This is a genomic window from Herbaspirillum sp. meg3 (assembly GCF_002257565.1).
In the GTDB taxonomy this organism is placed as follows: domain Bacteria; phylum Pseudomonadota; class Gammaproteobacteria; order Burkholderiales; family Burkholderiaceae_D; genus Herbaspirillum.
This window is the reverse complement of the sequence record NZ_CP022736.1, coordinates 1,397,981-1,411,415: the sequence shown is the minus strand read 5'-3', so window position 1 is coordinate 1,411,415 and position 13,435 is coordinate 1,397,981. Positions and strand designations below refer to the sequence as shown.

The following is a 13,435-nucleotide window of genomic DNA, read 5'->3' as shown; positions in this document are numbered from 1 at the left end:
CCATTGCGACAATCCCCTGCTTTGTTTTTACCAAAAATCAAATAATGAAAAGGGGTAAGCATGGGGAATGTCTTGAAAGGCGCGGCCTGCGTCGTCTTATTGTCTTCGCTGGCAGGTTGCGGAGCGCTTGATCCGGTGAATATGATCCTCTCTGCGCGGGCATCGTCCTACGATATGGTGGCGGAGATGACCTCGCCGGAAATGCGTAACATCACACTGAATTCGTTACGCACAGCGGATTGCCCGACCTTAGCTGGTATGGGACCGCTGTATCAGGAAGAACTGAAAAAGGCCACGGCAAAAGCCGATCGAGTAGACATCGCCGTCGCGGAAATGAACATTTCCGTAGTGAAGCAAATTCAACGGGAAAAATCCTGTCCCGTTACTCCTCCGTTGCAAGCGAAAGTTCCTGCATCGACAGCGATCGCCGGCGCAGCAGGAGGATCTGGAACTGCCGGAACTGCCGGAACTGCCGCCTCCTCTGCCGCCAGGATTACACAAGGTTCGCTGGACATCACCGTCGATAGCGTCTCGCCCTCACTCGCAAAATCGCTGGGGATGACCGATCTGAAAGGCGCCCTGGTCGTTGATACAAAGAAAGGCAGTGCGGCCGATAAGGCGGGCATCAAGCCACTCGACGTGATTCTTGAAGTCAACGGTCAACCAGTCAACACGCCAACAGAATTTTCCAATATCGTTGGCCGCATGCGTCCCGGTTACAAAGCGCCCTTGCGCGTTTTCCGTTCCGGTAAAACCCGCAACGTCACCGTTGTCGTGAGCAAGGAAGAGCGTCCGATTCCAACAGCGGTTGCACCAGCCGTTCCCGATCCGGACACGGCGCCGTCGATGACCAGCCCGTTACTGGCTGACCATGGATGGATGGGAATGCAGTATGTGATGGGTGCAAAAGGCTTAATCGAGGACATTCCTCCTTCATTGGCGACTTCGCTCGGCCTGGAGCAAACGCGCGGCGTCCTGATGGGCGGCGCCGTCCCGAATGGCGCCTCGGACAAGGCCGGTCTGAAGACGCTGGATGTCATTCTGTCGTTGAACGGCCGTCCGCTCGATAGCAGAACGCAACTGACCGAATTGCTCGGCCGTCTGCCTGGCGGCGCCTCGGTCAAACTGGGAGTCTGGCGCAACCGCAAACTGGAATTCGTTCCAGTGACATTGGGATCCCAGGCATTGCAATTGACGCTGCCCACCGGCGCCGAAGGCTATTGTTTCGCATGGGTTAACGCTAACGCCGCGTTGAAGAACGGCGCAATCAGTTATGAATTTGTAGTGCCGGCAGCTGACGCCGTCGAGGACATCAATCCGGCCATAGGCGCTCAGTTCCGCGCGACGATGGTGGAGCGCGGCCTCGGCCCTGACTTTGGCGCTGCACCCGGCTATGCAGTCTGCCGCAAGACGCGGGAGGCCATCGTCAAGGCACGTGAAGAGGCGACAATGGCGTTGCGACAAACCTTCGCCGCAACAGGAAAGGATACGTTCTCGGTGTACTGGGTGTCACGTTGACCAATGACCGGCGAATAACGCAGGCCAACTTCCAACTTTGACTTTCTGGGACATCTGATGAAAACATATTCCAAGCTCCTCGCCTGGATCTCCGCTGCCTGCGCGGCAATCCTCTTATCGGGTTGCATGGCGGTGCATTCGGTTATCTCGCCGATGATGCAATCAGCAATGCAAAACACCGTTGAGTCGAACGCTACGCCAGAAAGCATGGGCATATCAACGTCAGCGTATCGCGGTCATGACTGCGCCTATCTGGCGTCGATGTCGCAAAACTTCGCCAAGTCGCAGAACGATCCGGGCACTGAACCGTTCACCAAAAAAACCTTCGGCTGGCACATTGACGCCATCAATCAGGTTCGCGCCGAACAGGGTTGCGTCGGTGGTATTGCCCCTAAAGTTCCTCTGTCAGGTGAAGTGCCGATGTATGGATTCTGTTGGTATGCCGAACCTGGCGGCACCGGCACGACCTATGTATCGACTGTATTTGCTTACCAAGACTGGTATGCAGATAGCGGACAGCATGAGCAGAAGGAATTCGAAACACTCTTGAAGAGCCGCTACTCGCCTGCAGCTGCCAACGCGATTTGCCAAGGGGAAGATACGCGGCCAAAAGCCGATGCGGCACGCGAAAAACTATGGAGCCTGATGTTCGGCAATATGAGTTCCAGGCGCGTCGCCGTCGCGTGGACTCCGGTCAGCAAACCGCCACCACGCAGAACCGTCGCAAAGAATGCCGCTGGGGGTGCACGACCGCTGACATCATCTTCGTCCTCCGCGGCAAGTAATCCGGGAAGCAGCACCAGCGCCGCTAAAACGACCGGCCTCCAACTGAGCAATGTCGATGACGCAACTGCGAAGAAACTGGGATTGAACACCGCACACGGCGCATTGGTCAGCAACGTTGCCAAAGGTGGTACGGGTGCAAAAGCCGGATTGCGACCGTCGGATGTGATTGTCGAAATCGGCGGTCAGGATGTGAATTCGGCAGAGGACGTGCAAGCGATTCTCAGTGCCATGCGACCCGGCTTCAATGCACCATTGCGTGTGTGGCGCGCGCGCAAGATGCAGGATCTGCAATTGGAAGTAGCGCCGGCGCAATAGCCGCTTCTAATCGGCTGCAATTACCGGCAACTGCGGTTGCCCCTTCCATGAAAATCGCCAACAGAGAAACTTTCTTCTGTTGGCGATTTTTTTTATGCGATCAAGACAAGAGATATCTTCGGCAGCCACATACAGTGACATAAATAAGACGGACGCGAACGTTAATTCAAACACCAGACTTCACGGCATCAGACAACACTCTGGCGAAATCGCCTTCCTCCTCGATACGCGGCTCTTTCGCTCGCCGTTCAGCGGCATAAACCTCCGAGTTGATCCTCCACAGCTCCAGATGACGATAGTACGTGGAGCCGCTATCCACTCGCCTTGCAGCACCAACTGCGTCAACGGGACGAACGGGTGTTACCGGATTGCGTGCCATGCCTGCTCTCCTTCAGATATTTCTGACACTACATGATATCGATTATTTATAAGGCTGCAGCCTTGCCCTTCTTGCGCAGATAGATGAGTTGGACACTCAGTCCGACAATCAGCATCACAACGAGGCCAGCCTGAAATCCAAGCAGCACCGGCGATTTCAGATCGGTGACAAACGGTTGCCCATCCGGCACACGGCGCAGCGTTTCGGTGACGGTTGGCACCATTAACAGGAATGTGGTCAATGTCAGCAAGATCGTTTCCACATAGTTTGCCACGCCACTTGCCTTCCAAAATTTCCCCACGCCATAACCGGCAAGAAGAAAGATCAACGTAGCGACGGCGATGCCGTAACTGACCGGTTGATGCGCCACCAGAAAAACACTCACCGCACCGATCAGCATCGACACGAAATAAACAGCGCCGGCTCGCGAACCAGGGACGATTCGTCCATAGCGCGCAAACATGTACACAGCCGCCGGAATCGCCGGCAAGCTGCCTAGCGTATGAACCCAACCGAGGGGAGAAATTCCAAACATGGGACTATCCTTTATCGAAAAATGAAATATTCACATAAAGCATCTCCCCTTATTCGGGAAGTGCCAGTTTCATGCAACACAAACTACCTACTAATCGGTAGGTAAAATAGGCAAACGTTGACGCCGTCATCGCCAATATCACCAACTTCAGACTTGACGGACCACGCGCGCCAGCACCGGATTGACAATGACGCCGAACAGCTTGGCGTCCCCATAAGCGCGTGCCGACAACATGGCGCCATGGACGGACGCCATGAATATTTCCGCCTCCGTTTCGGCTGACTCGGTCAACTTGAGGCTGCCTTGTTTTGCACCGCGTGCGAAAACAGACGTCAGCCAAGTCGACAGTGCCCGGAAATGCGCCCTGACTTCAAGCGCAATCTCTTCAGGCAACACCGGCATTTCACTCGCCAGCAAGGCGCAAACGCAGAAAGACGACGACGCATCGGCGAGACACATCTCCCAAAACCTCGTGTAAGCACGAAGCTGCCCAACCGGATCTGAAACGCTGTGTTCCAGATTTGCGATGCCGGCCTGCATCTCCTCCCGGTACTGTGCCACCAGGGTGCGTACGAGAATAGCTTTGCTCGGAAAATGATGATGAATGCTGGCGTTGCGGATCCCGATCACTTTTCCTATGTCTGCATAGCTGAAACCGTTGTAGCCGCCGGAAATAATCAGCGACTGCGCACAGCGCAAAATGCTGTCGAAGGTATTGGATGAATCAGTCATGTGCGTAGCCTACCTTTTAGTAGGTAGAACGTCAAGCAGCAGTTAAGACAGGACAGTCACAAAGAATCACTGAATTACGTCAACGTCTGGTTGAGTTTTTCGAGGTCGGCCATCATGCGTTCGTATTCCGGCTTGCTGACCGAGCAGCCATCGGCGATCGCCTGACTGATACGCACGCCGGCTTCACGCATCGCTTCGCCGGCAGGCGTGAGGTTGAGGATAACGTTGCGCTCGTCTCGCGGGTCGCGCTTACGACTGATGAGCCCTTCGGCTTCCAGGCGCTTGATCAGGGGCGTGATGGATCCCGAGTCTTGCTGCAGGTGTTGCGCCACATCTTTTACGCCCAGATCCTGATGCTGCCAGAGCACCACCATCACCAGATATTGCGGATACGTCAAATTCAGCGGCGCCAGCAAAGGCTTGTACAACTGGGTCATCTTCAGCGAGGTGCTGTAGAGCGAAAAACACAGGTGCTGAGCAAGCGTGGGCGGAGCAAATTTGGCCATGACGGAGATACGGCAAGAGTCGGAATGCCGTAAGCCTAACGGCTCCGCCCTCGCAAAGCAAATTGCCATCGTCGTCGATAGCAAAGGATAGCGACGCGGCGAACCATAAGATGGACGGCAGATCCCGAGATCGGCCGTCCATCCTTCCCCGGCATTAACGCTGCGAAGCGGCGAAAATCACTTCGGCAACTTTTTCAGGTTGCGACACCATCGGCACATGACTTGCCTTCAAGGTCGTTGTGGTGGCGTTGATCTTCTTTGCAAATGCTTGTTCCAGCTCAGGAGCGATCATGCGGTCTTCCGACGACACGATGTAGTAATTCGGCTTGGTTCTCCAGGCTGCGACAGTCGTCTTTTCGCCGAATGCCTTGGCATTGATCGGGCCTTGTGTGGCAGCGATCAGCGCAGCGGTTGCGGGCGACACGTCTTGCGCGAAGTTCTTCGCGACCGAATCAGTTGGCAACCAGAGATAACCTGTGGCATCCATCTGGAGTGTTGCAATACCTGGTGGAACAGCATATTCCTTGCCAAGTTCGCCGGCGGCTTCACCTTCCGAAGGAGCAAACGCGGCGACATAGACCAAAGCCTTGATCTTGTTGCTGGTGCCGGCTTGCGTAATCACGGTGCCGCCCCAGGAGTGACCGACCAACACGACTTTGCCGGTTTGTGCGTCAACGACGCGTTGCGTGGCGGCGACGTCATCGGCCAGCGAAGTCAGAGGATTTTGTACGGCGACCACTTTCAAGCCCTTGGCTTGCAGCAGCGGGATCACCTTCTCCCAGCTCGATCCATCAGCAAAGGCGCCATGGACAAGAACGACGGTGGTAGCGTCAGCAGCGACCGGCGCGGCTTGCGCACTCATGACGGAGGCGGACAACAGTGTGGAAACGAGGACAGCGTTAGCGATGGAGGTCAGTTTCATCATCATTCTCTCAAGAAAGTTAAATTACTTAGCGCGCTAAGCAATTGACATTTAAAAACTCCTCTAAAAGGAGTTCGGCGACAGCACAGGTTGAAGTACGGGTTGAAATATATCGCACAATTAATTAGTGCGCAACTTAATTTTGATATTTAGACTAAAAAGATTAATTTACAAATCGCCGCTCTCCATGGAGGCGTATGGTCGGCTGGATTTTTACGATGACAGCGTCGAGTAAGTCTCTTCGCAAACGGCGCGCAGCGATTCAGCGAATAGCTGGTCTGCCCTGCGCTGCAACCCATCCGAGCGCATGAACAAGGCGATGGGAGAAAGCGTCCAGTCAAAAGAATACGGCACGATTGCCACGCCAGCGACACGTACCAGCTCTTCGGCAATATCGGCGGGCACGATCGATACCGCTCTTTCATTGGCCGCGATCATTTCTCCGATCAATTTCGCTGAATAACTCTCTACAACGGGCACGGGAGGGACGACGCCGGCTCCGAGAAAAATATCGGCCACCTGCTCTCGCATGGGCGTATGGGGAGCGCCCAGGATCCAGTCCAGTTCAACCATCTTGCGCCAATCCAGGCGCACTCGTCCCAACTGCGCGGCCAGGCGGCGACTGGCGATCAGCCGCGGCTGCTGACGGTACAACACTTCGAATTTGATCTTCTCCAGATTGACTCCGGACGACGCTCGCCCAATGACGAGATCGAGGGCATGGTCGCTCAATTGCGCCAGAAGCTGGTCGCTGGTTCCCTCATGAATTGTCACGGTCAACCGCTGATCGCCGTCGGGACGGGCTCGCTGAATCGCTGCTGTCAGTATCTGTCCTGAGATGAAGGGTGTAATCCCGATATGCAGATGAGCGGCATGACCGGATGCCAGGGTTTCGATGTCGCGCACCAGATGACGCAAGTCATGCACCATCGCCCCTGCCCGCTCCAGCACTACCTTGCCCAATTCAGTCGGGGCCATGCCGCGCGCCGAACGATCGAACAGCGGGCCGCCAAACATGCCTTCCAATTCCGACAGCGCATTGGTGATGGCGGGTTGCGTGCTGGCCATTTGCTCGGCGACGCGCGTGAGTGACTTGTGTTGCTTTATTTGCAACAACAAGAGCAGATGGCGCATTTTCAAGCGCGTACTCAAGCGTCTGAGCAGCGCATTTGCATCAAATACCTCCATAAGTAGGCAGCTTTCATTAGAAAAAGGTGATGGGATCATAATAAATCAAAATGATCTTGATATGCCTATTGCCTAAACTCGCCTCAAGTCATCGCCGTCATCGCCATGACGATCGCAAAGAAAAAACGGTTTGAGCGCAAAAACAAGCGAAAAACGCCAGACCAATGACAAACCGCCGCCGGCCATCACCATCCCCCGGCGCATCTTGGAAAGAGGAAGAGCACATGAACACGACAGACCGGCAAGCCGCCCTGGATTACCACCAATATCCAACCCCCGGAAAAATCACCGTCAACGCCAGCAAACCCCTGGTTACCCAGCGTGACCTCACGCTGGCCTACACCCCAGGCGTTGCGGCTGCTTGCGAAGAGATCGTCGCCGATCCGCTCAATGCGTACCGCTACACGGCGCGTGGCAACCTCGTCGGCGTCATCACCAATGGCTCCGCCGTGCTCGGACTTGGCAATATCGGCGCGCTGGCGTCGAAGCCGGTGATGGAAGGCAAGGCGGTTCTGTTCAAGAAATTTGCCGGCATCGATGTCTTTGATATTGAGATCAACGAAACCGATCCCGATAAACTGGTGACGATCATCGCCGGTCTGGAAGCGACGTTCGGCGGCATTAATCTGGAAGACATCAAGGCTCCGGAATGCTTTACCGTCGAACGCCAGCTGCGCGACCGCATGAAAATTCCAGTCTTCCACGATGACCAGCACGGTACTGCGATCACGGTATCGGCCGCTTTCATCAACGGGTTGAAGGTCGTCAAGAAGAACATTGCCGAAGTCAAAGTCGTCGTGTCCGGTGCCGGCGCAGCTGCCTTAGGTTGCCTGGAGCTCATGATGGATCTGGGCCTGCCGCTGGAAAATATCTGGGTAACCGACATCGAAGGCGTGGTCTACGAAGGACGTCCTACGCTCATGGATCCCGACAAGGAACGCTATGCACGCAAAACCGATTTGCGCACGCTGGCACAGGTGATTGAAGGCGCCGACGTGTTCCTCGGCGTATCCGCCGGCAACGTGCTGAAAAAAGAAATGGTCGCCAGCATGGCTGCGCGTCCGCTGATTCTTGCGCTGGCCAATCCGACACCGGAAATCCTGCCCGAGGTCGCACTGTCGGTCCGCGACGACATCGTGATGGCGACCGGCCGCTCGGACTATCCAAACCAGGTCAACAACGTGCTGTGCTTCCCGTATATCTTCCGCGGTGCGCTCGACGTCGGTGCCACCACCATCACGCGTGAAATGGAAATCGCCGCGGTCTACGCCATTGCAGGCCTGGCAGAAGAGGAGCAGAACGACGTCGTCGCAGCAGCCTACGGCAGCTACGACTTGTCCTTTGGCCCCGAGTACTTCATTCCAAAACCTTTCGACCCACGCTTGATCGTGCGCATCGCGCCGGCAGTCGCCAAAGCAGCCATGGAAGGTGGCGTCGCCACGCGCCCCATCGCCGATCTGGATGCTTACGTCGAGCAACTGCAACAATTTGTCTACCATTCTGGCGCGTTCATGAAGCCGTTGTTCGCTGCAGCCAAGCAACGCGTGCGCGACGGCGGCAAGTCCCGCATTGTCTTTACCGAAGGCGAAGATGAACGCGTGCTGCGCGCCGTACAAGTGATCGTCGATGAAAAACTGGCGCACCCCATCCTGGTCGGCCGTCCCGAAGTCTTGCTGGCACGGATTCAAAAATTCGGTTTGCGACTTCGCCTGGGGCAAGACGTTGAAGTCACCAGCCCGGACTACGACGAACGCTTCCACCAGTACTGGACAACCTATTGGGATTTGATGTGCCGCGAAGGTATCACCAAGGAAATGGCACGCGTCGAAATGCGCCGCCGACTCACGCTGATTGGTGCCATGATGGTTCGCCTTGGCGATGCTGACGGCATGATCTGCGGCACCGTCGGCGCGTATCACGACCATCTTCGCTATGTCGACCAGGTCATCGGCAAGAAACCGGGTGCGCACACCTACGCCGCCATGAACATCCTGCTGCTTGATCAGCGCACCGTGGCGTTGGTGGACACTCACGTCAACGATGACCCGACTGCCGAACAGATCGCCGAGTTCACCATTGCCGCCGCTGACGAAATGAACTGGTTAAACCTGGTGCCCAAGGCAGCACTGCTTTCCCGCTCCAACTTCGGGTCGGCGAGCTCCGCGTCCGGCAGCAAGATGCGCCGTGCCCTGGAAATCATTACCGAGCGTGCGCCCACATTGGAAGTCGATGGCGAAATGCACGGCGATTGCGCGTTGGATGAAGCGTTGCGCTTGCAGATTCTGCCGACCTCCCGACTGAAAGGCTCCGCCAATCTGCTGGTTTGCCCGAACGTCGATGCCGGCAATATTGCCTACAACCTGCTCAAGACGGCAGCAGGCAGCAACGTCGCCGTGGGTCCGTTTTTGCTCGGCGTGAACGCGCCGGTGCATATCCTGACCTCCAGCTCCACCGTGCGACGCATCATCAACATGGCGGCGCTCACCGTCCTTGATGCGAATCGTCCGGCGCAGTGATCTTCGTTGGCTGAGCGAATAAGTGGAGGCGATCGGTATTACGCCTTCCTTATCCGCCAATTTTTGACTGTCAATAACCGAATTTGTGGTGCCGAGGCATCTTGATGCCGGGGCGCCCGTGGAGGTGCTGAGTGATGCCCATAGAAAAATTGCGTCATGAACGCTGACAATTTTCGATGCAAGACAACAGCATTTGAGCTTTCGTAGGTAGTATTACCAGCCTAGCCAATCAATGAGGATACGTACATGTTTTCAAAGAATTATGAAGTTGATCCTAAACATATCGATTTTCAGGGCGTGGTCGACGGCCTCTATTATCCGTTTTATATGGAGTGGACAAGGCACGCGTTCATGAAAGAAGCACTGGGCATTGATATTGAAGCAGAGTTCGCCCAGGGGAAAATCTACATGGTGCTTGAATACTCTCTGCGCTTCCGAAAAAGCCTCAAGAAGGACGATCGATTAGAGGTTACTTGTCAGCTTGAAAAAAACGAAAAACGCAATCGTGTCAATTTCGTTCAAGAGATTAAAGTTGACGGCGTCACCTATGCAGAGGCTACGTTTGTCGCGACTTGCCTTTTCAACGGCCGTCCATCGATGCCAGAGGCAGTGGTGAATGCGTTGGCGCTCTAGGAGTATGTTGATTTGCAGCTCTGATTGACCCTGTTTTGCACTATTCGTTGCGCCACTATTTCGCTTGAAGCGCCAAGTCTCATAGAGATCTTGAATTACCAGGTAAAGTCATCACTCGTTGCAAACGTGGGGCAAATCCACGTACAAATCAACAGGCAGAACTACGAATGCCGCCTGTCCGCAACCGGCGACCGATTGCGGCCAAGCAAGGCGGCATCCCGTAACTGCCCCTCACTTTCGGGGCAGTACTATGACGTCGCGCCATCTTGGAACATGTTGATCATGCCCCGTGCAGGATCTTCACCAGCAAGCAGCTCATAGAATTTTTCACCTTCCGCTGCGACCTTTGCGCTTCGCTCAAACATGGCTTGCTCAAATTGATGAAGTCCAGCCTCCAGATCATCGGCATGTGAGGCGATGGCCTTGGCGAGTTCGGCACCGTCGTACAGCGCGAGATTGGCACCCTCGCCGTTAGGGATGCTGAGGTGGGCGGCGTCGCCGATCAGGCTCACCCCCGGCACCCGTTGCCAGCGATGTTCATGAGGAAGCGCGTGAAGCGGACGCCATATCGGAATCGTGTCGCTGTCTGTGATCAACGCGGTCAGCTCAGGCGCCCAGCTATCGAACTCCTCGGCGATACGCGCGCTTGCTTTGGCTTTGTCGGCGAAGTCGATGTCTGCAAACCAATCCAGCGGCCTGGCAAGCATTGCATAAGTGTGCAGCGTGTCATGACGCTCACGATGCGCCATGATCGCCTTCCCTTGAACGGGGGCGCCCATTTGCCCCGGGCCTACAGCGACGGCGCTGGCCGGGTGGCGAACGCCCGCATCAAACAGATACGTCTCTACATACGACATCCCGGTGTATTGGGGCATAACTGCGGATAGCAACGGACGTACCTTTGACCAGGCGCCATCGGCTCCGACCAACAAATGCGTGGCCACCGTCCTGCCATTGGCGAAGCTGACTTCATGGCGACCATTTCCCATCGACCGTACGCCGGCGACTTTGTGATTCCACTGTACTGTTCCGGCCGGCAAAGAATCGAGCAGCATCTGTCTGAGCTCTCCACGCTGTACCTCGGGACGCCCCCCAGTGCCGTCATCTGGATTCTCAAAAAGGAGTCGTCCATCGGGACTTAAAATCCGCATCGCTTGCCGCCCCTCCAAAATGAGTTCTTGAAACTGAGTGAGCAGGCCGGCGTCTTGCAGCGCCAGTTGTCCGTTGTAATCATGAATGTCGAGCATCCCGCCCTGAGCGCGCGATTCGGCTGAAGGCTCCGCTTCGTAGACGGTTGAGGGAATGCCATGAAGATGCAGGACGCGGGCTAGCGTGAGGCCGCCGAGTCCGGCCCCGATGATGGCGATTGGCGTATTCATATGGTTTTTTGTGAGGCGCTCTTAAGTTTGGAACATCGTTCCAATATATTGGAACGATGTTCCATTTATGTCAAGATAGCGGATGGAAAAAAAAATGCAGCGCCGTCCGCGACGTGATGAATCCTTGTCGCGCGAGCAGATCATCGAAGCCGCAATCGAATTGCTCGACAGCGGTGGCGAATCAGGTCTGACCTTCCGCAGCCTGTCCGAGCGCTTGGCTACCGGTCCGGGAGCTATCTACGGGCACATCGCCAACAAGAGCGATCTACTCGAAGCCGCCTGCAGCGCGGTTATTGGGCCTGGCGTGGATTTACAAGCGAAGGACATGTCACCCAAAGCTGCGATTCGTGCCGTAGCGCTGACGATGTTCGATGCGATGGATGCGCACCCGTGGATTGGCTCCGCGTTGGCATGGGCCGCAGGAAAGTCGACGATGGTGAGCGTGCTGGAGCGTGTCGGGCAACAAGTGCATGCGCTTGGCGTAGCACCTGACCGGCATTGGGTTACGGTGTCGGTGCTGCTGAACTACATTCTCGGGGTGGGCGGACAGAACGCCGCTAATGCGCAAGTGGCGCGGGCGCGAGAGGCAGAAAGAGCCGAATTCCTGAGTACGGTGGCAGACGCCTGGTTGCAGCTCGACCCCGATCGCTATCCATTCACCCGAAGCATCGCTACGCAAATGAGTGTCCACAATGATCGTGCTGACTTCTTGGCCGGAATTGATTTGATCTTGGCTGGCATCGAATCTACCAAGACAGCAAGTCCGCAATAGCGGTGGATCGCATCCAAGGTTTAAGTTGTCCGTTCCTGGGCCGGTTGCGGACTTCCAATATGGTTCTTTTTGCAATTTTCGTCACGACATGGACTTCCCCTCCCCCCCGCTAAGTCATTCATTTATAAAGGGTGCTTGCCCAAACCCGATTAAAAATGTCCCCACCTAACTAGAAACGACAATCGCCGAAATGAGATATTTTCATCTATATTGCGGCAAAGTTGTTTGATGGTCTTACCAATTAATTGGTATTATCTCGATTCCAAAAAGCAGGACTATGCGCCGCACATTTGCCAAGATGGCGCTTTATCTTTAGATCAACCACCAAAGGAAGAGCAATGAAATTACTCCGCTACGGCCCTGTCGGCCAAGAAAAACCAGGCATCCTGGATCAGGCTGGCAAGATTCGCGATCTGTCGGCGCACGTCAAGGACTTCAACGGCGCAGCCCTGGATGACGGCACTCTGGCCAAGATCCGCGCCTTGGATCTGCAAAGCCTGCCAGTGGTTGACGGCAATCCACGTATCGGCGCTTGCGTCGGCAACATCGGCAAGTTCATCTGTATCGGCCTGAACTACGCCGATCACGCTGCTGAATCCAACCTGCCTATCCCTGCTGAACCAGTCGTGTTCAACAAGTGGACTTCGGCCGTGGTCGGTCCTAACGACGACGTGAAGATCCCACGCGGCTCCAAGAAGACCGACTGGGAAGTCGAGCTGGGCGTAGTCATCGGCAAGGGCGGCGCGTACATCGAAGAGAAAGATGCGCTGTCGCACATCGCCGGCTATTGCGTCGTCAACGACGTGTCCGAGCGCGAATACCAAACAGAACGCGGCGGCACCTGGGACAAGGGCAAGGGTTGCGACACGTTCGGTCCACTCGGCCCATGGCTGGTGACACGCGACGAAATCGCCAATCCGAACAATCTGCAACTGTGGCTGGAAGTGGACGGCAAGCGCTACCAGAACGGCAACACCAACACGATGATTTTCAACGTGCCTTTCATCATCTCCTATCTGAGCAAGTTCATGAGCCTGCAGCCTGGCGACGTGATCTCGACAGGTACGCCTCCGGGCGTCGGCATGGGCGTCAAGCCTAATCCGGTGTATCTGGTTGCTGGTCAGACAATCCGTCTGGGCATCGAAGGCCTCGGTGAGCAACAACAGAAAACAGTGAACGCTTAAAACTTGCTCCTGCTCCTACTGCGATGCCATCAGCCGGCGTCGGGCGGTGCTCGGAATCCTCATGGTCTTA

The 13,435-nt window shown here is 55.7% G+C and carries 13 protein-coding genes; 6 read left to right on the top strand and 7 right to left on the bottom strand.

What is annotated here, in order from left to right; translation table 11 throughout:
• The first annotated feature begins 60 nt into the window (after positions 1 to 60).
• Both hmeg3_RS06415 and hmeg3_RS06410 read left to right on the top strand, forming a co-directional pair.
• Positions 61 to 1,518, top strand: coding sequence for a PDZ domain-containing protein (locus tag hmeg3_RS06415; RefSeq protein WP_094563006.1), 1,458 nt, complete (start codon positions 61 to 63; stop codon positions 1,516 to 1,518).
• A gap of 57 nt (positions 1,519 to 1,575) precedes the next feature.
• A complete protein-coding gene (locus hmeg3_RS06410; protein WP_094563005.1) occupies positions 1,576 to 2,619 on the top strand; it encodes a S1C family serine protease in 1,044 nt (347 codons plus the stop codon).
• Between the two features lie 166 nt (positions 2,620 to 2,785).
• Here hmeg3_RS06410 and hmeg3_RS06405 read toward each other — a convergent pair whose 3' ends face one another.
• The 6 genes from hmeg3_RS06405 to hmeg3_RS06380 all read right to left on the bottom strand — a co-directional run bounded on the left by hmeg3_RS06405 (position 2,786) and on the right by hmeg3_RS06380 (position 6,881).
• Positions 2,786 to 2,998: a hypothetical protein gene (locus hmeg3_RS06405; RefSeq protein ID WP_094563004.1), complete on the bottom strand. Its 213-nt coding sequence runs from the start codon at positions 2,996 to 2,998 to the stop codon at positions 2,786 to 2,788.
• Between the two features lie 46 nt (positions 2,999 to 3,044).
• On the bottom strand, positions 3,045 to 3,533 hold the full coding sequence (locus hmeg3_RS06400; protein WP_094563003.1) for a hypothetical protein: 489 nt from the start codon (positions 3,531 to 3,533) through the stop codon (positions 3,045 to 3,047).
• Between the two features lie 147 nt (positions 3,534 to 3,680).
• Positions 3,681 to 4,265, bottom strand: coding sequence for a TetR/AcrR family transcriptional regulator (locus tag hmeg3_RS06395; RefSeq protein WP_094563002.1), 585 nt, complete (start codon positions 4,263 to 4,265; stop codon positions 3,681 to 3,683).
• A gap of 74 nt (positions 4,266 to 4,339) precedes the next feature.
• Positions 4,340 to 4,771: a MarR family winged helix-turn-helix transcriptional regulator gene (locus tag hmeg3_RS06390; RefSeq protein WP_094563001.1), complete on the bottom strand. Its 432-nt coding sequence runs from the start codon at positions 4,769 to 4,771 to the stop codon at positions 4,340 to 4,342.
• A 154-nt stretch (positions 4,772 to 4,925) separates the two neighbouring features.
• The gene (locus tag hmeg3_RS06385; RefSeq protein WP_094566170.1) at positions 4,926 to 5,693 is read right to left on the bottom strand and encodes an alpha/beta hydrolase; all 768 of its coding nucleotides are present in this window, start codon (positions 5,691 to 5,693) and stop codon (positions 4,926 to 4,928) included.
• A gap of 213 nt (positions 5,694 to 5,906) precedes the next feature.
• Positions 5,907 to 6,881 carry a LysR substrate-binding domain-containing protein gene (locus hmeg3_RS06380; protein WP_094563000.1) on the bottom strand — a complete coding sequence of 325 codons (975 nt, stop codon included), beginning with the start codon at positions 6,879 to 6,881 and terminating at the stop codon, positions 5,907 to 5,909.
• A gap of 224 nt (positions 6,882 to 7,105) precedes the next feature.
• Between hmeg3_RS06380 and hmeg3_RS06375 the strand changes: the two genes are divergently transcribed.
• Positions 7,106 to 9,397 (top strand): NADP-dependent malic enzyme, encoded by a 2,292-nt coding sequence (locus hmeg3_RS06375; RefSeq protein ID WP_094562999.1) that lies wholly within the window; start codon positions 7,106 to 7,108, stop codon positions 9,395 to 9,397.
• 246 nt (positions 9,398 to 9,643) lie between these two features.
• Positions 9,644 to 10,030, top strand: a complete 387-nt coding sequence (locus hmeg3_RS06370) for a thioesterase family protein (RefSeq protein ID WP_094562998.1) — start codon at positions 9,644 to 9,646, stop codon at positions 10,028 to 10,030.
• A gap of 248 nt (positions 10,031 to 10,278) precedes the next feature.
• Here hmeg3_RS06370 and hmeg3_RS06365 read toward each other — a convergent pair whose 3' ends face one another.
• Entirely contained in the window at positions 10,279 to 11,409 is a 1,131-nt protein-coding gene (locus tag hmeg3_RS06365) for an NAD(P)/FAD-dependent oxidoreductase (protein ID WP_094562997.1), read from the bottom strand.
• Between the two features lie 82 nt (positions 11,410 to 11,491).
• On the opposite strand from hmeg3_RS06365, the gene hmeg3_RS06360 reads away from it, so the two are divergent.
• Together hmeg3_RS06360 and hmeg3_RS06355 are read left to right on the top strand one after the other, a co-directional pair.
• On the top strand, positions 11,492 to 12,181 hold the full coding sequence (locus tag hmeg3_RS06360; RefSeq protein ID WP_094562996.1) for a TetR/AcrR family transcriptional regulator: 690 nt from the start codon (positions 11,492 to 11,494) through the stop codon (positions 12,179 to 12,181).
• A gap of 338 nt (positions 12,182 to 12,519) precedes the next feature.
• Positions 12,520 to 13,365, top strand: coding sequence for a fumarylacetoacetate hydrolase family protein (locus tag hmeg3_RS06355; protein WP_094562995.1), 846 nt, complete (start codon positions 12,520 to 12,522; stop codon positions 13,363 to 13,365).
• Positions 13,366 to 13,435: the final 70 nt, after the last annotated feature.